This window comes from Pseudomonas sp. X10 (assembly GCF_054889225.1).
The window spans coordinates 2,714,514-2,734,909 of the sequence record NZ_CM142677.1; the positions used below are offsets into that span (position 1 = coordinate 2,714,514).

Here is a 20,396-nt window from a genome sequence, read left to right on the forward strand (position 1 = left end):
AAAAAGGAGAACCGAGATGACAGCTACCCAAGCCAAGCCCACGGAACTCGCAGACTGCGAGCGCATCGCGCCAATCAAGATGGCCCACCTGGTGTACCGCTGCGCCGACCGCAAGGCCATGGTTGACTGGTACCGCACCTTGTTCCAGGCCAAGCTGGTGTTTGAGGACGAGATACTGTCTTTCATCACCTACGATGACGAGCACCACCGCCTGGCCTTCTTCAATATGCCGCACCTGCCGCCGAAGTCCGATGAGGTCACCGGCGTGCACCATATCGCCTACAGCTACGCCAGCATCGCCGATCTACTCAGCACCTACCTGCGCCTGAAAGAGGAGGGCATTCGCCCGTACTGGTGCATCAACCATGGCCCGACCACCTCGTTGTACTTCCGCGACCCGGAGGGTAACGACATCGAATTGCAGGTGGACAATTTCAGCGACGCGGCCGATGCCGCGGCCTTCTTCCACAGCGAAACGTTCGCCAACGACCCGATCGGCCTGGAGTTCGACCCGGACGCCATGGTCACGCTGTGGCGCAGTGGCGCCAGCGAGATCGAACTCTGCCAACTGGGCACCGCCGCAACCGGCACCCGTACGCTTCTAGGATGAGGACCGACACATGAGACTTTGTACGTTCAAGACACCGGGCGGCCTGACAGGCATCGGCCTGCAGGTCGGCGACGGCATCATCCGCGTGACCGACCATCTTTCCGGAGCGCCACGGGACATGGCGAAGCTGATCGATGAATGGAGCATGTGGCAGGAACCGTTGCGGCGCCTGGCGCAGATCCAGGCAGCAGACTTCGACCTTGACGAGGTGACGCTGCTGGCGCCGCTGTTGCGTCCGGGCAAGATCCTGGGCATCGGCCTGAATTATGCCGACCATGTCGCCGAATCGGGCATGCCGATGCCCGCTGATCAGCTGTGGTTCGCCAAGATGGCCACTTCTGCCAATGGCCCCTTCGCGCCCATCGACCTGCCAAGGGTGTCGCAGCAGTTGGACTATGAGGCGGAGTTGGTCTTCGTCATCGGCAAGCGCTGCCGACACGTCTCCCGCGAGCAGGCCCCAGGGGTGATCTTCGGTTATTGCGTGGGCAACGACGTCAGCGTGCGCGACTGGCAACTGAGCACCTCGCAGTTCGTCCTCGGCAAGTCCTTCGACAGCCACGCGCCCTTCGGTCCGTGGCTGGTCACCCCAGACGAAGTGGGCAATCCACACGAACTGGGAATCCGTTGCTTCGTCAACGGTGAGAAGCGCCAGGACTCCAACACTCGCGAGCTGATCTTCGACTGCTACCAGCAAGTCGAGCACCTGTCGAAGGTGATGACCCTGGAGCCGGGCGACGTGATCTACACCGGCACCCCGGGAGGTATCGGTGGCGGCTTCAAGCCTCCACGCTGGTTGCGCGAGGGCGACCGGGTACGGGTGGAGATCGATGGTCTTGGCGCGATTGAAAACAGCGTCCGCGCCGAACCCCAATGAACATTGACCGACGAGGTGGAAAGTCCATGCATCGCGATATCGCCAGACAACAAATCATCGACTTGGAAAACGCCCGTTGCCGCGCTTTGGTCAACGCCGACCTGTCGGCGCTGCAAACGCTGATCGACGACGACCTAGTCCACGTCCACGCAACCGGGACGGTCGACGACAAGCCGGCTTACCTGGCGCTGGTTGAAAACGCCATCACCTTCCTTCGTGCCGAACGCCATGACCTTGATGTACGGGTTTATGGCGACCTGGCAGTGGCTACTGGCCGTCTGTTGCAGACCATCGAACTGCGCGCCAGCGCCGAGCGACGGGAGATGGACGTGATCACCACCCAGGTCTGGCGCCGCTGGCAAGATGGCTGGCGCCAGTTGAGCTTCCACGCTACCAACCGCTAAACACTGCGGCCCGCAAGGGCCGCACTGGCAGGGACGCCGGCCTCATCGACGAAAACAACAATAAGAGATCGGATAATGAGCAACATCAAGGTGAAAACGCTTGGTGCGGTGTTGGCCGCCTTCGCGATTGTCAACGGTCAGGCCGAGGAGGCCAAGCCACAGGGAGAAGGTGCGCTATTCCGAGGCCTGTTTGGCGACGGAGTGGAACGCGACTACGGCATCAAGGTCGCCGGCCTGCTGGACGTTGGTTACTCACGCAACAATCGCTCTACCTCGGATGAACGCAAGGATGGCCTGAGCAATTTGCCGGTGACCGGATTTTCTGATGAGAACTTCGAACTGGGTAGCCTGCACCTGTTCATCGACAAGCCATTGAAGGCTCCCTTCATCCCACGAATCACCCCGTTGCCGGGACCCAAGCCCGAGGTCGCTGACGTGGGTTTTACGGTCGAGGTGGTCTATGGCCGCAACGCCCAGTTCGCCCGTACCTACGGCTGGGACATGGCTTGGGGTATCAATGAGCAGGACAACGGAAAGGCGCAGCGTGACAAGGCCAATTTCCTCGCCGTGCCTAACCTGGCGGCGACTGCCTACCTGCCTTACGGCCCAGGGTTCACCATCATGGCGGGGGTTTTCGGTCCCGCCCAAGGCTATGAGATCCCTCCGAACATCCGTCTTGCCCGCAATCCGTTCGCCAGCCGCACTTACGCGTTCATCAGTAACTTGGCAACCGTCAGCGGTGTGATGGTGGGCAGCCGGTTGGTCGACTCGCCGCAGGGGCTGTTGGGGGTAGAGTTGGGCGTCGCCCAGGGCTGGAGCAACTTGCGCGATAACAATGATGACAAGCTATTGCTCGGTGCCTTGCGCTGGCGTACGGCGAACTTGCAGACCTGGATCGACTACGAGTTCATGGTGGGCAATCAGGAGAACGAAAGCGTCAAGGATATTCAAGTCCCGATGTCGCGACTGGTTTCCCCCAGTGGCCAGCTCAGGCAGCAACACTCGCTCAATGCATGGCACCGCTTCGATGAGCGATGGTCGATGGGGGCGGAGCTGGTCTACGGCCGCCAGGATGGCGACGGCAAACCCTCGACCATCGATATCCTCACCGGGCCTGGCTTCGACGGCGCTCATTGGTGGGGTGCCAATGCAGTGGTCACCTATCAAGCCCGACCGAACCTGTCGTTCTCGGTACGCGGTGAGCACTTCCGCGACCCGGATGGTTTCATCTTGTTTCCCACCACAACCTCGCGGGGCAACTTCAATGCAATCACTACCGGCTTTCGCTACGACTTCAACACGTTTCTCTCTTTGCGCCCGGAGCTGCGCTATGACTGGTTCGATGCCCGCGAGCACGACCGTCCCTTTGGAAACGGCAGGAGTCGTGATCAATTGACAGCGACGGTGGAAGCACTCTTCTCTTTCTGACAACTGTGGATGAAGCCCTGGCGGCCTCTGCCAGGGCGGGAGACTGTCCATAGGGGAGGGGAAAGGACGACGCCGTGCCAGGGGAGGCACGGCGTCTGCGGGGATGAAAAGGTGTCGCCGCCAAGGCGTTGTGGTCAAGGCCTATGTGCGAGCAGCGCAGCGCTTGGCGAAGGCCAGTTGTTGCAGTTGGAAGGCTTCGCCTGCACGGTGGAAGTCGATGCAATGGCCAGCGTCGCGAAAGATCGCCGCATCCATGTCCGGACAGTTGATGAAGGCCTGGGCGAAGAGATTCAAGGTTGCGTCATCGACAGGCCAGAGTTGCTCGAACTCAGGCTGCCGATAGTGCACCGGAACATTGACCCGTGCGGCCAGCCGGTTGACAAGCCTTGGCCAGTGCATACCGATGTCGACCAGCTCACTGCGCGGGGCGGGAGCACAGGCTGCGTAGCTGGCCTGGGGCATGACGCCCTGCTCGTAGGTGCCTGGCGGGCCGAAGAAGAACCCGTCCATCGCTTGCGCTGGAATGCTGACCAGTGCCTGTTGCGCAGGTATATCGTTCCATTTGTCCTTGGACGCTGGCACAGGGTCGAGCCCGACCCCGGAGATGGCGATGCCCAAGAGCGGCCAGGTGGGTTGGCGCGCGGCGATAGCAATGCTGATGGCGCCACCGATTGAGTGGCCTATGAGCACAACACCGCAGGCGCTGTGCCGGTAGCTGTGCCAGAGCTCGTAAATGGCAGAGTCGAGGATCTCTGCATTGTTCATGATGCTCGGAGCGTTGGCGGCGTAGCTCGCGCTAAGGCCATATCCCGGACGATCGATGGCAAAAATGGGCAACTGTTGCTCATGCGCTTTGTCCAGAAGCGAATAACCCTCTATGTCGAAATACTTCGAAGAGTAGATGCCGCCATGGATGGCGATGATCAGTGGATACCGATCCGTGCTTTCGGACTCCGGCATTCGTGCGCGACAGGACAGTGGGATGCCTAGCCCACGGACGACGTAGTCCTGTTGCGTGGCTTGCTTGCACATCGGTTTCACTCCTGCTTTTTGTTGTGTTTTTTCGACCGACTCGCGCCAGGCACGTCAGGCGTTGAGCCAGGCTTGAGCAGCCTGCTTCATGGAACGCTCCTGCTCGCTGCCGCGGGTTGCGAACACTCGCCCCAAGGGGAAGCCGCTCTTTTCCAGCAGATAGGCCAGGGGGGCGTACTCACGGGGATAGCATTGCAGCTCATCGGCATCGATCGGCTGCGGGCCACGGGGAAAGCTGAATCCGCCCATGTCGTAGACGCTCTGGCGCTTGAGCAGCTTCCAGACGCCGTCGCGCTTTTCCGCCAGGTCGTAGAAGCGGTTGTGCACGCTGCAACCCAGCCCCAGGCTAACGTTCTCGGCAACGATCACGGCATTGGTCTCGACGATGGCGCGGCTGCCTTTCATCTGCACCACGGGGACGCCGATCAGGTGCTTGGTGCGCAAGTCGGAGGCGCCCATGCGCCGCGAGCCTTCGATGAAGCCGGTGAACGGGCCCTCGTACCAGGTGATCTCGATCACACCGTCGGGATGGAACAGCTCGGCCAGTTGATCCCACTGGCCGAGGTCGCGGTGAATCCAGCCGGTGATGAGGTCGGTGATTTGCAGGCGGTCTTGCAGATAGGTGTGCATGGGGTGCTCTGTGTTGTGAGTGAGCGCTTCAGCATCTTTCCACGGTGGTGCGAAATCAAATAGATTGATATGAACGATTGATCATAAAAACTGAAGGGTTCTGCTCATGGACTTGCGTCATCTGCGTTACTTCCTTGCCGTTGCCGAGGAGGGCCATTTCGGGCGCGCCGCCCAGCGGCTGCACATCGTGCAGTCGGCGCTCAGCATGCAGATACGGGCCCTTGAAGATGAGCTGGGCGGCCCGCTGTTCGTGCGTACCAGTCGTCGGGTGGAATTGACCGAAGCTGGTCGTGCGCTGCGTGTCGAGGCCGAACGTACTTTGGAGCAGGCCGCGTATGCCAAGCATATGGTGCAGCGCACGATACGCGGCGAGATGGGGACGGTGCGCATCGGCTTCGCTGGCAATGCCGTGTTCAGTGGCCGGTTGATGGCTGACGTACGGGTGTTCCATGCCGCTTACCCGGCGGCAGATGTGGTGTTGCGCGAAATGGCGCCCCACCTGCAGGTGGAGGCGATCCAAGCTGGCCAGCTGGACGTCGGCTACGCCCCCAGCCACGGTGGGCAGATCAGCGATGCCTCGTTGTGTTTCGAAAGCATCGGCGCCTGGCCGTTGTTGATGGCCATGCCCGACACTCACCCGCTGGTCGATGTCCGGCCGCTGCGGGTGTCGATGCTTGGCGCGCAGCCGCTGATTGTCTATGCCGCCCATGGTGCCGATGAGAACATCTTGGATAGCCTGCGTCAGGCCCTGGGCCGAGAGCCCAAGGTCCACCGAACCGGCAGCACGCTCAGCGTCCTGGCACTGGTGGCCTGTGGCATGGGGGTAGCCCTGGTGCCTGAGCCGCTGGTGCAATTGTCCATTCCAGGGGTCGTATACCGCCGCCTCGACGAAGCGGAGCCGCAGGCTGATCTGCTTTTGGTCAGCCGCCACAAGGAGAGCAGTGGCGCCGTGCGCGCCTTCCTCGGGGCCGTCCGCCAGGCCGTGGCCCAACGGCGCAACGCGCGCTAGCGTGCGGCATCGGATTGTCGTTGGCTGGCGGTGATGATTTGGCGCTGCTGCTGTCAATCGCAGGCCGCTACGTTCAACCTACAACCAATGTCACCCCCATCCGCTACCCAAGTAGCATTCGGCCCGCCGCCTGCGCTTTCTAGACTGCCGCCATTGCTTCCTCTTTCAGGAGTGGGTCATGGCCGAAGGCGTCGTTAGCGCGGTTTCGCGGGCCAGCAGTGCCGGGCAGGCGGCCCGTGAGCTGGCCGACCAGCTCCTGCACCCGGAACTGGGTTTCGTGCTGTTCTTCTGTTCTGCCGAGTACGACTTACCGGCCTTGGCCCAGGCTCTGGAGTCGTGTTTCGCCGGTGTGCGCCTGGCTGGCTGCACTAGCGCTGGGGAGATCACTCCGCAGGGCTATGGTCGCGGCTGTATCACGGCGCTGGGTTTCGACCGGCGCCAGTTTTCCATTGCCGCCGCCTTGATCGACTCCATGCCGCCGTTCAGCCTGCTCGACGCCCAGGCCCTGGTCGAGCGCCTGGCTGCCGAATGCCGCAGCGCCAGTCTGGCGCCGATCAAGGGCCACAGCTTCGCCCTGACCCTGTTCGATGGTCTGTCCAGCCGTGAGGAAGTGGTGCTGGCCGCCCTGGCGGCGGCGCTGGGTGATATCCCGCAGTTCGGTGGCTCGGCCGGGGATGACAATTACCTCAACCGCACCCATGTGTACTTCGAGGGTGCCTTTCACAGCGGCGCGGCGGTGGTGCTGCTGGTCAACACCTGGCTGGATTTCGAAGTGTTCAGCACCCATCACATCCGTCCACGCCAGGAAAAACTGGTGGTGACCCGCGCTGACCGGCAACTGCGCCGGGTCTATGAGCTCAATGCCGAACCGGCTGCGCAAGAGTACGCGCAACTGATTGGTGTTCCGGTGGAGGCCCTCGACCACCGCCTGTTCGCCGCCCATCCACTGGCGGTACGGATCAACCAGAACCACTACGTGCGGGCCATCCAGCAAGTGCACGAGGACCACAGCCTGAGCTTCTACTGCGCGGTGGAGAACGGCATCGTCCTCACTGCCATGCGCCCCGGGGCGTTGCTGCCGGATCTCCAGGCGCTGTTCCAAGGACTGCGCCAACGGCTCGGACCGTTGCTGCTGACCATCGGCTGCGACTGCTTCCTGCGGCGTCTGGAGCTGGAGGACGAGGGCGCCTTGACGCCGGTGGGGGACTTTCTGCGTGAGCAGCGGGTACTGGGGTTCAACACCTACGGGGAACAGTTCAATGGCATGCACATCAACCAGACCTTTACCGGCGTTGCCATCGGACGGCCTCGCAACCTCCCTGATGTCTGATACCCAAGCGCGTCTGGCGCAGCTGCAACGGGAGAACCACAAGCTCAAGCGGATCAACGCCGCGTTGATCGAGCGCCTGGAGTCCGGCGCAGCGAGGCCGGACGACGCCTTCGCGGCCTTCCAGCATTCGGTGGTGCTGGCCGAGCAGGTGCGCGAGCGCACCGATGCCTTGAACCAGGTACTGGTCGAGCTCAAGGCCAGCAACCTGCTGCTTAGCGATGCGCACCAGCGTGCGGAGACCGCGCACCAGCGGCTGGTCGACGCCATCGAGAGCATTTCCGATGCCTTCGTGCTGTTCGACCCGGATCTGCGGGTGGTGCTGTTCAACCGGCGCTTCAAGGCCTTCTGGGCCAACAGCCGCCTGCGCATCGTCGGCGGCATGCACCTGATGGAAGTCAAGCGCCTGATGCACAGCCTGCTGCGCGAAGAGCCCCGCGCCAGCCAGGACGAGCAACCCTTGTACCGCCTGCGCAACGAGCGCTGGCTGCAGGTCAGCGAACGGCCGACCCGCGATGGTGGGCGGGTGATGCTGTTCACCGACATCACCCGGATCAAGCAACGGGAAACCCGCCGCCGCGAACAGGCGTTGGCGCAGAAGTCCTATTTGCTGCAACGGGCCGTGGACAACCTGTCCCAGGGCCTGGCCATGGTAAACACCGACGGTGTACTGGAGCTGTGGAACCGGCGCTTTCTCGAACTCAGTGGCCTGGCCCCGATCGCCAGCCAGCGGCGCTTCGCCGAGGTCATCGCTGACAGCGAGTTGGCCCTGCTGACACCCGGTAGCCGCGACGAAGCCGGGAATAGCCTGCATGAGTTGGAACAACGCCTGTTCGACGGCCGCATGCTGGAGATCCGCACCCATCCGCTGCCCACGGGCGGCTTCGTCAACACCTTCACCGACATCACCGAGCGCTATGCCCACGCCGAGGCCCTGCACCAGGCCTACCAGCACTTGGAGGCGCGGGTGCACGAGCGCACTGCCGAGTTGACCAGCCTCAACCAGCAGCTGCTGCGTGAGATCGACCAACGACGCCGGGTCGAGGCGCGCCTGCGCGAGGCCAAGGCCGAGGCTGAACAGGCCAACTTGTCCAAGACCAAATTCCTCGCCGCGGTCAGCCATGACTTGCTACAGCCGCTCAATGCCGCGCGGCTGTTCACCAGCGCTTTGCTGGAACAGCGCGAGCCCGGCCTGCAACCGGCGTTGGTGCGCAATGTCAGCAACTCACTGGATGGCGTGGAGAACCTGCTGGGCACCCTGGTCGATATCTCCAAGCTCGACGCCGGGGTGATCAAAGCCGATGTCGGCAGTTTTGCCCTGGCCGACCTGCTCGACAACCTGGCGGTCGAGTTCGCTCAGGTGGCAGCCAGCGAGGGATTGCGCCTGGCCTATGTGTCGACGCGTCTGCGTGTGCGCAGCGATATCCAGCTACTTGCCCGGATCCTGCGCAACCTGCTGAGCAACGCGATCCGCTACACACCGCAAGGCCGCGTGCTGCTGGGCTGTCGGCGCCGGGGGCAAAAGGTCTGGATCGAGGTCTGGGACACGGGTGTGGGCATAGCCGCCGACAAATGCACGGAAGTCTTCCAGGAGTTCAAGCGTGGCGACACCCAGCGTCCGGATCAGGACCGGGGCCTCGGCCTGGGGCTGGCGATCGTGGAGAAGATTGCCGGTATCCTTGGCCACCCGGTGCACCTGCGATCCGTGCCGGGCAAGGGGTCGGTATTCGCCGTGGAGGTGCCGCGCTGTCGTCGGGCACCGCGCAAGAGCATGCCAGCGATGGAAGCGCCTTTACGGGAACGCCTGGAAGGTGTGCGGATCTGGGTGCTGGACAATGATCCGGCGATCTGCGCCGGGATGCGCTGTCTGTTGGAGCAGTGGGGCTGCCTGGTGGTTTCCGCCTTGAGCGAAGCTGACTTGCAGGCGCAACTGGCCGTCGGCCGGGCGGCTGTCGACCTGCTGATCGCCGACTACCACCTTGACCACCAGCGTACCGGCATCGAAGCCGTGGCGGCGATCAATGCCCGGCGCCGGTCAGCGGTGCCGGTGCTGATGATCACCGCCAACTACAGTAACGAACTCAAACAGCAGGTGCGGGAGTTGGGGCACACCCTGATGCACAAACCGGTGCGCCCCATGAAGCTGAAGACTGCGATCAGTCACCTGCTCAGCGCGGCAGGCGCCCGCTGACGAAGTGAGCGACATCGTTGTAGCCCGGCGTCGAGGCATGGCCCGGGGTGACCAGCGAATCGATGAAGGCTTCGTCCTCGGCGGTGATCTTCACCTCCAGGGCGCCGCTGTAGGTGTCCCACTGCGCCTCGGTGCGCGGGCCGACGATGGCCGAGCTGACCAGACGGTTGTTGAGCACCCAGGCAATGGCGAACTCGACGATGCCGACGCCCTTGGCCTCGGTATAGGCATGGATCTTCTGGGCGATGGCCAGGGATTCCTGGCGCCATTCGGTCTCCAGGATGCGCTTGTCCTGGCGCCCGGCCCGAGTGTTGGCGTCTGGCGCGGCACCCGGCGCGTACTTGCCGCTGAGCACGCCACGGGCCAGCGGGCTGAACGGCACGATGCCCAGACCATGATGGGCGGCGGCGCTGAACTGCTCGGGTTCGGCCTGGCGGTTGACGATGTTGTACAGCGGCTGGCTGACCACCGGCTTGTCCACGCCCAGGCGCTCGGCCAGGTTGCAGATCTCGGCGATGCGCCAGCCACGGAAGTTGGACACGCCCCAGTGGCGGATCTTGCCCTGGCGCAGCAGGTCGCCGATGGCGCTAACGGTAACCTCCAGCGGCACGTTGTGGTCTTCGCGGTGCAGGTAATAGATATCGAGGTAGTCGGTGCCCATGCGGGTCAGGGTCGCCTCGATGGCATTGAAGATGTGCTTGCGTGACAGGCCGGCGCGGTTGGGCAGGCCCTCGGACGGGCCGAAGCCGACTTTGGAGGCGACGATCCAGTCCTGGCGGTGGCGGGCGATGGCTTCGCCGACGATCTCCTCGGAGCGCCCAGCGTTGTAGACGTCGGCAGTGTCGATGAAGTTGATGCCCTGGTCCCAGGCCTTGTCGATGATGCGCAGTGACTCTTCGGTGCTGGTGGGTTCGCCGAACATCATGCTGCCCAGCGTCAAGGCGGAAACCTGAAGGCCGCTCTGGCCCAGAGGACGGTAGATCATGCTCGAACATCCCTTTGCAATGATGGGGGAGGGTTCGTTTTACACAGGTCCGGCGTGGTTTGAAAGCATCGTGGGCCAAGACTGCAAGCCCAGCCAGGGCATGCAGTCTTGAGGTAGGCGCTAGTGTTGGCTGACGATGAAGTCCGCGCTTCGCCTTGCAGCGCCAGCTTACGCTGGCCTCTACAGCGCCTGGGCCGCGCCGAGCGCCCGCGGGCGCGAGACTCGCAACGCCACCAGGCTGCCCAGCACGATCAGCGCAGCCAGCGAGTACAGCGCGGCGTCGGTGGAGCCGGTCTGGTCCTTGATGAAGCCGACCAGGTAGGGGCTGAGGAAGCCAGCCATCTGCCCGACTGAGTTGATGATCGCCAGGCCCGCAACGGCGGCGCTGGCGCTAAGCAGGGCTGTCGGCATCGGCCAGAACATCGGCAGGCCAGTCAGCGCGCCCATGGTGGCGATGCTCAGGCCGAGGATGGCGATCACTGGGCTGTAGGCGAAGTTCACCGCGATCAGCAGGCCAAGGGCACCCATCAGCATCGGCACCACGAGGTGCCAGCGGCGCTCGTTGCGCAAGTCCGCGGAGCGTCCGACCAGCAGCATGAAGACGCCGGCCAGCAGGTAGGGAATGGCGCTCAGCCAGCCGATCAGCAAGGCGCTATCGAAGCCTAGGGTCTTGATGATCGACGGCAGCCAGAAGTTGATGGCGTAGACGCCACTCTGGATGCAGAAGTAGATGAAGCCGAAGGTCCAGATCAGCGAGTTGGTCAGTACCGCGAGCAGGCCGTCACCGGCCTGGGTCGGCTTGCTGGCGGCGTCGGCCTTCAGGTCGAACTCGACCATCTGGCGCTCGGCTGGGCTCAGCCAGGCGGCCTTCTGATAACCGTCGCTGAGCAGCGCGACCGCCAGGAAACCCAGCAACACGGTGGGCAGGCCCTGGATCAGGAACATCCACTGCCAGCCGGCCAGACCGTGCTGGCCAGCGGCGAAGTGCTCGAGGATCCAGCCGGAGAACGGGCCGCCGAGTAGGCCGGAAACCGGGATCGCCGACATGAACAGGGCCATGATGCGGCCACGGCGGTCTGCTGGGAACCAGCGCGAAAGGTAAAGCACCACGCCCGGGAAGAAGCCTGCTTCGGCGGCGCCGGTGAGCAGGCGCAGGGCATAGAACTCCATCGGCGTGGTGACGAACAGCAGGCAAGTCGAGAGACTGCCCCAGGCGATCATCATCACCGCGATCCAGCGGCGCGGACCGAAACGGTTCAGGGCCAGGTTGCTGGGCAGGCCACAGAGTACGTAGCCAATGAAGAAGATGCCGGCGCCGAGGCCGTAGACGGTTTCGCTGAATTGCAGGGCATCGAGCATCTGCAGTTTGGCGAAGCCAACGTTGACCCGGTCCAGGTAGTTGAACAGGTAGCAGATGAAAATGAATGGAATCAACCGCAGGGTGATGCGCCGGTACAGCGCATCGCGGGTGAGGTCTCGGCCTTGGTCAGGGGCAGGGCTGTGTGCCATGATGAACTCTCTGTTGTTATATGTGTGCAGCAACGCCTGTTGGCGGCCGCCATGACGAGTCTCGACGAGCCGGTCGCGGCTGTCTTTGTGCTTTTGCACAGCCATTGGCGTGGCTCGCTGTGCCTCGGAACGAAGCCTAGGACTCCAAGGACCCTCTCATGTTCGAACTGGACCATGACTTGGCACAGGACATCGTCGACCGGGCGATGGCCATCCTGCCCTGTAACGTCAATGTCATGGACAGCCAGGGCCTGATCCTCGGCAGCGGCGAGCCAGAGCGCATCAACACACGCCATGAGGGTGCGCAACTGGTCTTGGCCAATGGCCGCATCGTCGAGCTGGATGCCGAGGCAGCCAAGTGCCTGAAGGGCGTACAACCGGGCGTCAACCTGCCGCTGATGCTCGATGGCCGTTTGATCGGCGTGCTTGGCCTGACCGGTGACCCGCAGCAACTGCGCACCTATGCCGAACTGGTGCGCATGACCGCCGAGATGCTCCTGGCCCAGCGTCACCTGCAAGTGGAACAGCAATGGCGCCGCCAACGCTGCGACGACCTGCTGGCCTTGCTTCTGGGTGGCAGCGGCGATTCCCCCCGCCTGGTGGACGAAGCGCAACAGCTCGGCCTCAAACCACAGTTGCCACGCATACCCTGTCTGTTCGAGCTCGACGCGGGGCCCGAGGCGCCAGCCCTGGCCGGTTGGCTGATGAGCCGTTACCCGGACAGCTGGTGCGTCAGCCCGGCCCGGCAGTCGCTGCTGTGGTGCCGCCCGGCCAGCGTAGCGCTGGACGAGGCGCGTCTGCTCGAACGCCTGCAACGTCACGGCTGGCAGGTCCAGCGCCTAGCCATGGGCAGCGCGGCGCAGAGCTTGGAGCAATTGCGCCGAGGCTATCGGCGAGTGCGTGATCTGCTGGCCTATGGGCGTGATGTATTGCCGGGCGAGCAGGTGCTGAGCCTGTCGCGCTACCGGCTTCCAGCCATGCTCTGGCGTCACCGCAGCGACGATGCGCTGGATGAACTGCTCGAACCCCTGCAACGCATCCAGGCCAAGGACAGCAGCGGCCAGTTGCTGGCCACCCTGCGCGCCTGGTGTGCCTATGACGGCCAGAGCCAGGCCTGTGCCGATGCTTTGGGTATCCACCGCAACAGCCTGCGCTATCGCCTGGAGCGGATCGCCGAACTGGGCGAGGTGGACCCGCTGCGGCTGGAGGGAATGCTCAGCCTCTACTTGGGGCTGCAACTGCTGCCGGCTCAGTAATGCCCTGATCATTACGGTGCTTGCCAGCAGCGGCGAAGCATTTGCCCAAACAACGCGGGGGCTGCTTTGTGCATCCGACCGAGGTCCGCTAGCGTGACAACTGTCAGCATGCGGGTATCTGGATCAGGAGAATCCCCATGAAAATCGTCATCGCCCCCGACTCGTTCAAGGACAGCCTCGATGCTGCCGGTGTCGCCCACGCCATTGCCCTTGGCCTGGCCGGGGTGCTGCCAGACGCCGAGCGTATCGAATGCCCCATGGCCGATGGCGGCGAAGGCACCATGGACGCCATCCTCGCTGCCAGCCAGGGTGAACTGCGCCGCCAGGTCGTACGCGGCCCGCTGGGCGAGGCCGTCGAGGCCGGTTGGGGGTGGCTGCCCGAGAGCCGCACGGCGATCATCGAGATGGCCCAGGCCAGCGGCCTGCAACTGGTCGCGACGGCGCAGCGCGATGCTTGCCGCAGCAGCACTTGGGGCACCGGCCAACTGATAAGCGCGGCGCTGGACGCCGGTGCGCAGCGCATTGTCCTGGCCATCGGTGGCAGCGCCACCAACGACGGCGGCAGTGGCATGTTGCGCGCCCTCGGCCTGCGTCTGCTGGACGCCGAGGGGCAAGCCCTGGAAGAGGGCGGCCTGGCCTTGTCGCGCTTGGCGACCCTGGACGCCAGTGGCCTCGACCCGCGTTTGGCTGACGTGCAAGTGGAAGTGGCTGCCGATGTCGACAACCCGTTGTGCGGCCCCAACGGCGCTTCGGCGATCTTCGGCCCGCAGAAGGGCGCGAGCCCGGAGCAGGTCGTGGCGCTGGACCAGGCCCTCGGGCACTTCGCCGACCACTGTGCGCAACTGTTGGGTGAGGATGTGCGGGATTTTCCTGGCTGCGGCGCAGCCGGTGGCATGGGTTTCGCCGCCAAGGCCTTCATGGGGGCGCGCTTTCGCCCCGGCGTAGAAGTGGTGGCCGAGCTGGCCGGGCTGGATGCCTTGGTACAAGGTGCCGACCTGGTGATCACCGGTGAGGGGCGTTTCGACGCCCAGACCTTGCGCGGCAAGACGCCACTGGGCGTGGCCCGTGTCGCCAAGCGCCATGGCGTGCCAGTGGTCGTGATCGCCGGCACCTTGGGTGCTGGATACGAGCAGCTATATCGCCACGGCATCGACGCTGCCTTCGCCCTGGCAAGCGGTCCCATGAGCCTGGAACAGGCCTGCACGAACGCCGCTGACCTGCTGCAAGCGCGGGCGGGCGATATCGTGCGGCTGTGGTGCTGTGCGCGCAACGCTCGTTAAGGCAAGCCGCGATCTTCTTCAAGACTGGCCACTGGGCCGGAGGGCAACACCGCCAGATCGCCGAAGCTCTGCGCCGCATCGATGTAGCGCAGGGCTGACTTGGCATCCTTCCAGCCCACATAGCTCATCAATGCTTTCAGTTCCCAGCCGTTGGCGGTCGCCCAAGTCGCGAAGCCACGGCGCAGCGAGTGCCCGGTGTACAGCGCCGCCGGCACGCCAGCGCGCTCCAGCATACGCCGCAGCAGGCCGATCAGGCTGTTGCTGTTGAGCGCCGCCTCACCCAGGTTGCCCCAGCGGTCGATCTTGCGGAACACCGGACCACGGGCGATACCCGCCACCTCTATCCATTGCAGGTAAGCATTGACCGGGCACAGCGCCTTGAGCGCCGGCGCGCGGTGCTGCACACCTTGCGCCTGGCGGTCACCCTTGCTCAGTGGCAGGAAGATCGACAAGCCCACGCCCGCTTGGGCCTGGATATGTTCGACGCGCAGCCGCGCCAGTTCATCGCCTCGAAAGCCACGCCAGAACCCCAGCAACAACAAGGCTGCATCGCGGCGGGCGCGGAGCAGGGCGGGGAGGTCCTGTTGCTCGCGGGCAAGCTGTGCTTCGTACTCGAACGCCGTCGCTGCTGCCCGCAGGTGTTGCAGCAACAACGGCGCCGCCTGTTTCGGTTGCGCCGGGTGCAGGGTGCGGATGCCACGCAACACCTGGCGCACCACTGGTGCCTTGGTCGGGTCGGGGAAGCCCTGGCTGACATGCCATTGGCTCAGTGCGGCCAACCGCTGCTTGAGGGTGCTGATTGCATGACGTTCGGCGTGCTCGGCCAGATAGCGGGAGATGCTGTCGGCCGTAGCCGGGAGAAAGCCGCCCCAATGGACCTCGAAGTGCTCCACCGCTGCCTGATAGCTGCGACGGGTGTTTTCGCGTGTGGCGGCCTTTACGTAGCGTTCGATGCTGCTCATGGCGGATATCCGGCTTGGCGTACTACCTGGTGACGGCTTCACCGCGATTTTAACCTATCAGATGCGATAAGCCGTGATTATTTAATCTTAGAAGACTCTGTTAATGTGAACATCTACAAGCGATACTAGTACGTAAATACATAGTACGTAATACGGTACAAAATCGTAGGAGCAAACATGGCCCGTGGCGGAATCAACAAGGTGGTGGTGCAGCAGGCCCGTCAGGCGCTGCTGGCCCGTGGCGAACACCCTAGCATCGATGCGGTACGGATCGAGCTGGGCAATACTGGCTCGAAAACCACCATCCACCGCTATCTGAAGGAGCTGGAAGGCCAGCAATCGGCAGCACCGCTCAACGCACCGACCCTCAGCGCGCAGTTGAGCAGCCTGGTTGAGCAGTTGGCCGGACAGCTTGAAGAAGAGGGCCAAGCCCGTATCGATGCAGTCGAGGCGGCTTTCGCAGAAGAGCGAGAGCAGTTGCAGGCGCAATTACACCTCGCCCAGCAGGCACTGGCGGCGGCGCATCAGCAACAGCAGATCCAGGCCAGCGCCCTGGCGTCCGAATCCGCCGAACTGGCCACTGCCCGCAGCGCCTTGCAGAGCGAGCAGTTGCGCAATGCCAGCCTCAACCAGTCGTTGGGCGAACTGCAATTACGTCTGGCCGACAAGGACGAACAGGTCCGCTCGCTGGAAGACAAGCACCAGCATGCCCGCGACGCTCTGGAGCACTACCGCGCGGCCAGCCGTGAGCAACGCGAACAGGAGCAACGCCGTCATGAAGCCCAAATGCAGCAGTTGCAGGTCGAATTGCGCCAGTTGCAGCAGGGGCTGATCGTCAAACAGGACGAATTGACCCGCCTGCACCGGGACAACGAGCGGCTAGTGGTGGAAGCACGCCAGCATGGGCGCGACCAGCGCCAGTTGCAGGGTCAGCTCGAACAGCGCACGGGCGAAGTACAGGCCCTCAGCGGCACGCTGGCCCAGGCCCAGGGCGCGCGCGAGGAGCTGTTGCGTCAGCTTGCCGAGTGGCGCGAGCAACTGGAGCAACAGCGTGGGGTCAACGAAGGCCTGGCCCGCCAACTGCACCAGGCGCAGGCTGAGCTGCAAGCGAGCACGGCAGCATTGCGTGAGCGGCAGGGCGAGCCGCCCAACGACGATGACCCCAAGCCTGCAACGCCATAATCGCAGACCGTGTAGGCGCGGCCTTGTGCCGCGATGGACTGCTCAGCAGCCCACTTAAGCGAACAGCCTTACCTCTACAGCGGGACTTTGCCGTCGCTCAACTGTCCACTTTCTTCGCTTGCTCCACACCTGATGCCGACAGTTTGATCGGGTAGGTGATGCTGATTTCGTGGTCGGCGGCGATGCTGACGCTGCCGTCCTGGATCAGGCCTTGGTCCTGCAGGGTCTTGAGAATGCCGGCTACGGCCTTCTCGCCACGGTAGTTGTCCAAGACCTCCTTGCCCAGCCCTTCGGGGTGGGCATGCAGCAGGCGGGTGAGGATTTCTGATTGCAGTGCTTGATTGCTCATTGTCTGGCCTCTTGGGTGGCGCCGGGAAGTAGAGGCAGGCCGGTCACTTGCCGCGCTGGGCCTGCAACCGCTCGCCCATGCCCAGGTACTGTTCGAGTTTGGGAAGGGTTGCGTTGGCGACATCAGTGCCGCGTTACGGTTGAGCCATGAGCGTGGCAAAGGTTTGATTTTTTACGCATGCGCCACGCCGGACGGACAGTCGGCGATTGCGGTTGAAGGGGGAGCGGCCTGGCCCCGCTCAACCCAGGGTCAGACGCATTGCACAGCGGCCGTCCAGGCCGTGACGCCGTTCTTCATCCAGGATCGCGTATAAGCGTTCATCCAGTTGCCGGGCATCCAAGCTCTGGAAGCCAAAGCGGGCATAGAAGGGCGCGTTCCAAGGCACATCTGCGAAGGTGGTGAGGGTCAGTGCCGTCAAGCCCTGTTGCCGCGCCCAGGTCACGGCCTCTGCGAGCAAACGCCGTCCGAGCCCCTGGCCCTGGGCCTCCTGGCGGACCGACAGTTCATGGATGTGCAGCTCGCGGCCCACGCGCCGGGCGCAGAGAAAACCCACTGGACGATCCTGCCCGTCGGCCACGACCCAACTGCAGCCCGTTTGGAGAAAGGCTAAGTGCTGAGCTTCGTTCATGACTGAATCATCGCTGAGCCAGGCCAGGCCAGGGATACGCTCAAACGCCCGGGCAGCGGAACGTTCGATGGCAGGCAAGAGAGGGATGTCGGCGGGCAGGGTGAGGCGGATATGCATGGCAGGACTGTGCAATGGATGAGTCGGCAGTCTGTGGCAGGGAAGGCGAGGGGCGCAAGAGGTTGGAGGGAAGAAAGCGCAGCTCTCGGCTGCGCTTCAAAAGGTTTCTGGTCGTCTTGCAGTAACGTGGCTGTATCACTCAGACGAACTGAGCCTGCATGTGACTTTGGAGACGATCTGACGCTTCATTCCTTATCGCTTGCGATCATGCGCAATACACACTCGGATAGTAGATCTGCTAGGTGCTGCTCCGAAATGTTTCCCATGTCCCATTGTGATTGTCCATAGAGCATTCCGATTATGGCATTAGTGATCAGACAGGTCTTTTCATCAGAGCTGTTTTTTACGCCATGCTTGTCCGCAATGATGTTGTACAGTAATTTGCTGTGGTTGTTTTTTAGTTGGTCTGCGTGCTGTTTATGCTCTTCGGTGAGGCTAATGAACTCGCGGGTTATCAATGCTAATCGGTATTTTTCATTCAGTGCAAAACTGACAAAGGCCTGAACGAATCGATGTATCTTTTCCGAATGTGTCCGAGCGCCATTCAGGCGACGTCTTGTAATGACTAAGAGGTCCGACAGCGCGGACTCGATGAGTTCGAACAACAAAGATTGTTTGTTCTCAATATGATAATACAGCGAGCCGGCTTGCAGTCCTGCGCAACCAGCCAAATCACGTAAGCCGATGGCCTGGAACCCGCGTGTTGCGAACAGCTCAACTGCGGCGCGGATGAGCCGGTCGCGAGCGCTGAGTGACGAAACGGATGGTGCGTCGACTGTAAGCATGATGGCTCCACCAAAGAAAGCGTGATGGTTTGTATTGATCTGCGCCGTTTGCGGTTGTCAACGAGCATGACGCCTTCTGGCATCGCGATCGGATTGCTATGAGAGCACGCTGCTCTTCTCAAGTTGACGCGAAAACCTCAGGCCACAGTTGAGGGTTCTGTCAATACCATCCCCAGCCTCCAATCACGCACGACGATTTGCGTTTCCGTTGACAAAATTTCGTTATCGAAATCGTTTTCGATCGGTCCATGCATACTATCACGCCGAACAGGGTTCGAGGCAAGGGGGCACAGCGGCAGCGGCCTCATGTGCACTCGGGGTGTCGCCAGGCTCACATTTTGAGAATGCAGCCTGTCAGAGCGAGCGCAAGAGCGTGCCGTTTTTCGCGGCGTGCAGCGATTGTGCGGCGCGGTTCGGTACATGATCAAGGGAGCGCCGCAAGCTACGGTGCTGTGTCATTGCACCCCATTGAGGAGTTCCCTTTGTCCTGCACGGTAGAAGCTTACGAGCGGATGATGGGGGAGGTGGCGTTCAGGGTGATGTTGACGCCCGGTAGGCAGTGGCTTCTTACTCTACTGTCAATGGTGATCACAGCTTTTTCGATAAGTGATGAAAAGTCTGGCCTGCTTCGTGCCCTCAAGCGCCGCTCAGGCCTAAAACGAATTCGTTGCATGCTATAGCAATGGTAGAGTAGTCCCTTATGTCAGAGGGACTATGGCGGAGTTTCCATTGGAACAACGAATCAACATCGCAGGGCTCGCTCGTCGTTTGGGCTTATCGGTCTCCACTGTTTCAAAAGCGCTCAACAACCGTCCGGACGTGGGCGCCGCTACCCGGAAACGGGTGCTTGAAGCTGCGCAGGAGTTTGGTTTTGTGGTCGACCCTGCCGGCCGACGATTGCGTACTCAGAGCTCCGAGGCCATCGGCTTTGTACTGTCGCCTCCGCAGACTCACTTCGCTCACCCGTTCTTTCTCGATCTGCTCATGGGTATCGACCAAGCCCTGGAGAAAACGCCGTTTCAATTGGTCATTGTCTCAGGGCGAACCCCTGAGGGCGAACTTGAAGCCTTCCGGCGCCTTGTCGAGCGCCATCGGGTCGATGCGGTGATGTTCGGGCGCACCCGCCGTGACGATCCGCGAATCCGCTACCTCCAGGAGCGAAAAATGCCCTTCGCTACCTTGGGAAGGAGTGAAGTAGGCGAGCCTTTTCCGTACGTGGACATCGACCGTACGGTAGCTGGGCGCAATGGGACGGCGCGCTTTATCGCAATGGGGCATCAGCGCATTGGCCTACTGAGCCCGCCACATGAACTGATGATGAGCAAGCACTTGCAGGACGGCAGCCGCGCGGCGCTCGATGCCGCCCGGCTGCCATTCGATCCGGCGCTGGTGATCGAAGCGCCGATGAGCGAGGAGGGCGGACTGACTGGCGCTCGCCAATTGCTGGCACTGAAGAACCCTCCCACGGCCATCATGTGCGGGCATGACCTGATGGCTGCTGGAGCGATCCAGGCCATTCTTGAAACGGGTCGGCGCCCAGGTCGGGACATCGGAATCATCGGCTGTGACGATCACCCGTTGGGCCCATACCTGACCCCTCCGCTGACCACGTTTTCCGCCCCGACTGTTGCCGCAGGGCAGCGCATGGTCGACTTGCTATTGGCGCTGATGGGTGGCCAAGCACCCGAGCAGTTGCAAGAAGTCTGGACCCCTGAGCTGATCCTTCGCTCCTCCCACGGTATGCCATTGATCAACCCCCACGACTGATTTCCGTCACGCGCTGGCAAGAGGCGTGACGTTGACCGCTTGTCGAAATCGTTTTCGAAAAACCCTCAACG

At 62.6% G+C, this 20,396-nt stretch carries 19 protein-coding genes; 11 read left to right on the plus strand and 8 right to left on the minus strand.

The features are described from left to right. Window positions 1–16: 16 nt before the first annotated feature. From ACYU03_RS12430 to ACYU03_RS12445, 4 genes are all read left to right on the plus strand, one after another. On the plus strand, window positions 17–610 hold the full coding sequence (locus ACYU03_RS12430; protein WP_461891127.1) for a VOC family protein: 594 nt from the start codon (window positions 17–19) through the stop codon (window positions 608–610). Between the two features lie 10 nt (window positions 611–620). Continuing rightward, entirely contained in the window at window positions 621–1,484 is an 864-nt protein-coding gene (locus tag ACYU03_RS12435) for a fumarylacetoacetate hydrolase family protein (RefSeq protein WP_461891129.1), read from the plus strand. A 26-nt stretch (window positions 1,485–1,510) separates the two neighbouring features. After that, window positions 1,511–1,888 carry a nuclear transport factor 2 family protein gene (locus tag ACYU03_RS12440; protein ID WP_461891131.1) on the plus strand — a complete coding sequence of 126 codons (378 nt, stop codon included), beginning with the start codon at window positions 1,511–1,513 and terminating at the stop codon, window positions 1,886–1,888. A gap of 75 nt (window positions 1,889–1,963) precedes the next feature. Then, window positions 1,964–3,316, plus strand: a complete 1,353-nt coding sequence (locus ACYU03_RS12445; protein WP_461891132.1) for an outer membrane beta-barrel protein — start codon at window positions 1,964–1,966, stop codon at window positions 3,314–3,316. Between the two features lie 141 nt (window positions 3,317–3,457). On the opposite strand, the gene ACYU03_RS12450 is transcribed toward ACYU03_RS12445, so the two are convergent. After that, window positions 3,458–4,348 carry an alpha/beta hydrolase gene (locus tag ACYU03_RS12450; protein ID WP_461891134.1) on the minus strand — a complete coding sequence of 297 codons (891 nt, stop codon included), beginning with the start codon at window positions 4,346–4,348 and terminating at the stop codon, window positions 3,458–3,460. Between the two features lie 54 nt (window positions 4,349–4,402). Then, the gene (locus ACYU03_RS12455; protein WP_461891136.1) at window positions 4,403–4,978 is read right to left on the minus strand and encodes a nuclear transport factor 2 family protein; all 576 of its coding nucleotides are present in this window, start codon (window positions 4,976–4,978) and stop codon (window positions 4,403–4,405) included. Window positions 4,979–5,084: 106 nt separating this feature from the next. Between ACYU03_RS12455 and ACYU03_RS12460 the strand changes: the two genes are divergently transcribed. The 3 genes from ACYU03_RS12460 to ACYU03_RS12470 all read left to right on the plus strand — a co-directional run bounded on the left by ACYU03_RS12460 (window position 5,085) and on the right by ACYU03_RS12470 (window position 9,505). Further along, window positions 5,085–5,987 carry a LysR substrate-binding domain-containing protein gene (locus ACYU03_RS12460; RefSeq protein ID WP_461891138.1) on the plus strand — a complete coding sequence of 301 codons (903 nt, stop codon included), beginning with the start codon at window positions 5,085–5,087 and terminating at the stop codon, window positions 5,985–5,987. Window positions 5,988–6,165: 178 nt separating this feature from the next. Next, a complete protein-coding gene (gene nosP / locus ACYU03_RS12465; RefSeq protein ID WP_461891140.1) occupies window positions 6,166–7,317 on the plus strand; it encodes a nitric oxide-sensing protein NosP in 1,152 nt (383 codons plus the stop codon). After that, window positions 7,247–9,505: a PAS domain-containing hybrid sensor histidine kinase/response regulator gene (locus ACYU03_RS12470; protein ID WP_461891142.1), complete on the plus strand. Its 2,259-nt coding sequence runs from the start codon at window positions 7,247–7,249 to the stop codon at window positions 9,503–9,505. Before nosP ends, ACYU03_RS12470 begins: the two co-directional genes overlap by 71 nt. Here ACYU03_RS12470 and ACYU03_RS12475 read toward each other — a convergent pair. Continuing rightward, window positions 9,483–10,490, minus strand: coding sequence for an aldo/keto reductase (locus tag ACYU03_RS12475; protein ID WP_461891144.1), 1,008 nt, complete (start codon window positions 10,488–10,490; stop codon window positions 9,483–9,485). The two genes, ACYU03_RS12470 and ACYU03_RS12475, sit on opposite strands and share 23 nt — an antisense overlap. A gap of 180 nt (window positions 10,491–10,670) precedes the next feature. Beyond that, window positions 10,671–11,999 carry an MFS transporter gene (locus ACYU03_RS12480; RefSeq protein WP_461891146.1) on the minus strand — a complete coding sequence of 443 codons (1,329 nt, stop codon included), beginning with the start codon at window positions 11,997–11,999 and terminating at the stop codon, window positions 10,671–10,673. A gap of 158 nt (window positions 12,000–12,157) precedes the next feature. Between ACYU03_RS12480 and ACYU03_RS12485 the strand changes: the two genes are divergently transcribed. Both ACYU03_RS12485 and ACYU03_RS12490 read left to right on the plus strand, forming a co-directional pair. After that, window positions 12,158–13,255, plus strand: coding sequence for a sugar diacid recognition domain-containing protein (locus tag ACYU03_RS12485; protein WP_461891148.1), 1,098 nt, complete (start codon window positions 12,158–12,160; stop codon window positions 13,253–13,255). 137 nt (window positions 13,256–13,392) lie between these two features. Beyond that, window positions 13,393–14,535: a glycerate kinase gene (locus ACYU03_RS12490; RefSeq protein ID WP_461891150.1), complete on the plus strand. Its 1,143-nt coding sequence runs from the start codon at window positions 13,393–13,395 to the stop codon at window positions 14,533–14,535. On the opposite strand, the gene ACYU03_RS12495 is transcribed toward ACYU03_RS12490, so the two are convergent. Beyond that, the gene (locus tag ACYU03_RS12495; RefSeq protein ID WP_461891152.1) at window positions 14,532–15,497 is read right to left on the minus strand and encodes a site-specific integrase; all 966 of its coding nucleotides are present in this window, start codon (window positions 15,495–15,497) and stop codon (window positions 14,532–14,534) included. The genes ACYU03_RS12490 and ACYU03_RS12495 overlap by 4 nt on opposite strands. A gap of 177 nt (window positions 15,498–15,674) precedes the next feature. On the opposite strand from ACYU03_RS12495, the gene ACYU03_RS12500 reads away from it, so the two are divergent. Further along, on the plus strand, window positions 15,675–16,679 hold the full coding sequence (locus ACYU03_RS12500) for a DNA-binding protein (RefSeq protein WP_461891154.1): 1,005 nt from the start codon (window positions 15,675–15,677) through the stop codon (window positions 16,677–16,679). A 97-nt stretch (window positions 16,680–16,776) separates the two neighbouring features. On the opposite strand, the gene ACYU03_RS12505 is transcribed toward ACYU03_RS12500, so the two are convergent. The 3 genes from ACYU03_RS12505 to ACYU03_RS12515 all read right to left on the minus strand — a co-directional run bounded on the left by ACYU03_RS12505 (window position 16,777) and on the right by ACYU03_RS12515 (window position 18,558). Further along, complete coding sequence (locus ACYU03_RS12505; RefSeq protein WP_461891156.1) at window positions 16,777–17,028, minus strand: hypothetical protein; 252 nt, start codon at window positions 17,026–17,028, stop codon at window positions 16,777–16,779. Window positions 17,029–17,266: 238 nt separating this feature from the next. Beyond that, on the minus strand, window positions 17,267–17,773 hold the full coding sequence (locus tag ACYU03_RS12510) for a GNAT family N-acetyltransferase (protein WP_461891158.1): 507 nt from the start codon (window positions 17,771–17,773) through the stop codon (window positions 17,267–17,269). A 185-nt stretch (window positions 17,774–17,958) separates the two neighbouring features. Continuing rightward, window positions 17,959–18,558, minus strand: coding sequence for a TetR/AcrR family transcriptional regulator (locus ACYU03_RS12515; RefSeq protein WP_461891160.1), 600 nt, complete (start codon window positions 18,556–18,558; stop codon window positions 17,959–17,961). Between the two features lie 714 nt (window positions 18,559–19,272). Between ACYU03_RS12515 and ACYU03_RS12520 the strand changes: the two genes are divergently transcribed. Beyond that, a complete protein-coding gene (locus ACYU03_RS12520) occupies window positions 19,273–20,325 on the plus strand; it encodes a LacI family DNA-binding transcriptional regulator (RefSeq protein ID WP_461891162.1) in 1,053 nt (350 codons plus the stop codon). Window positions 20,326–20,396 lie beyond the last annotated feature (71 nt).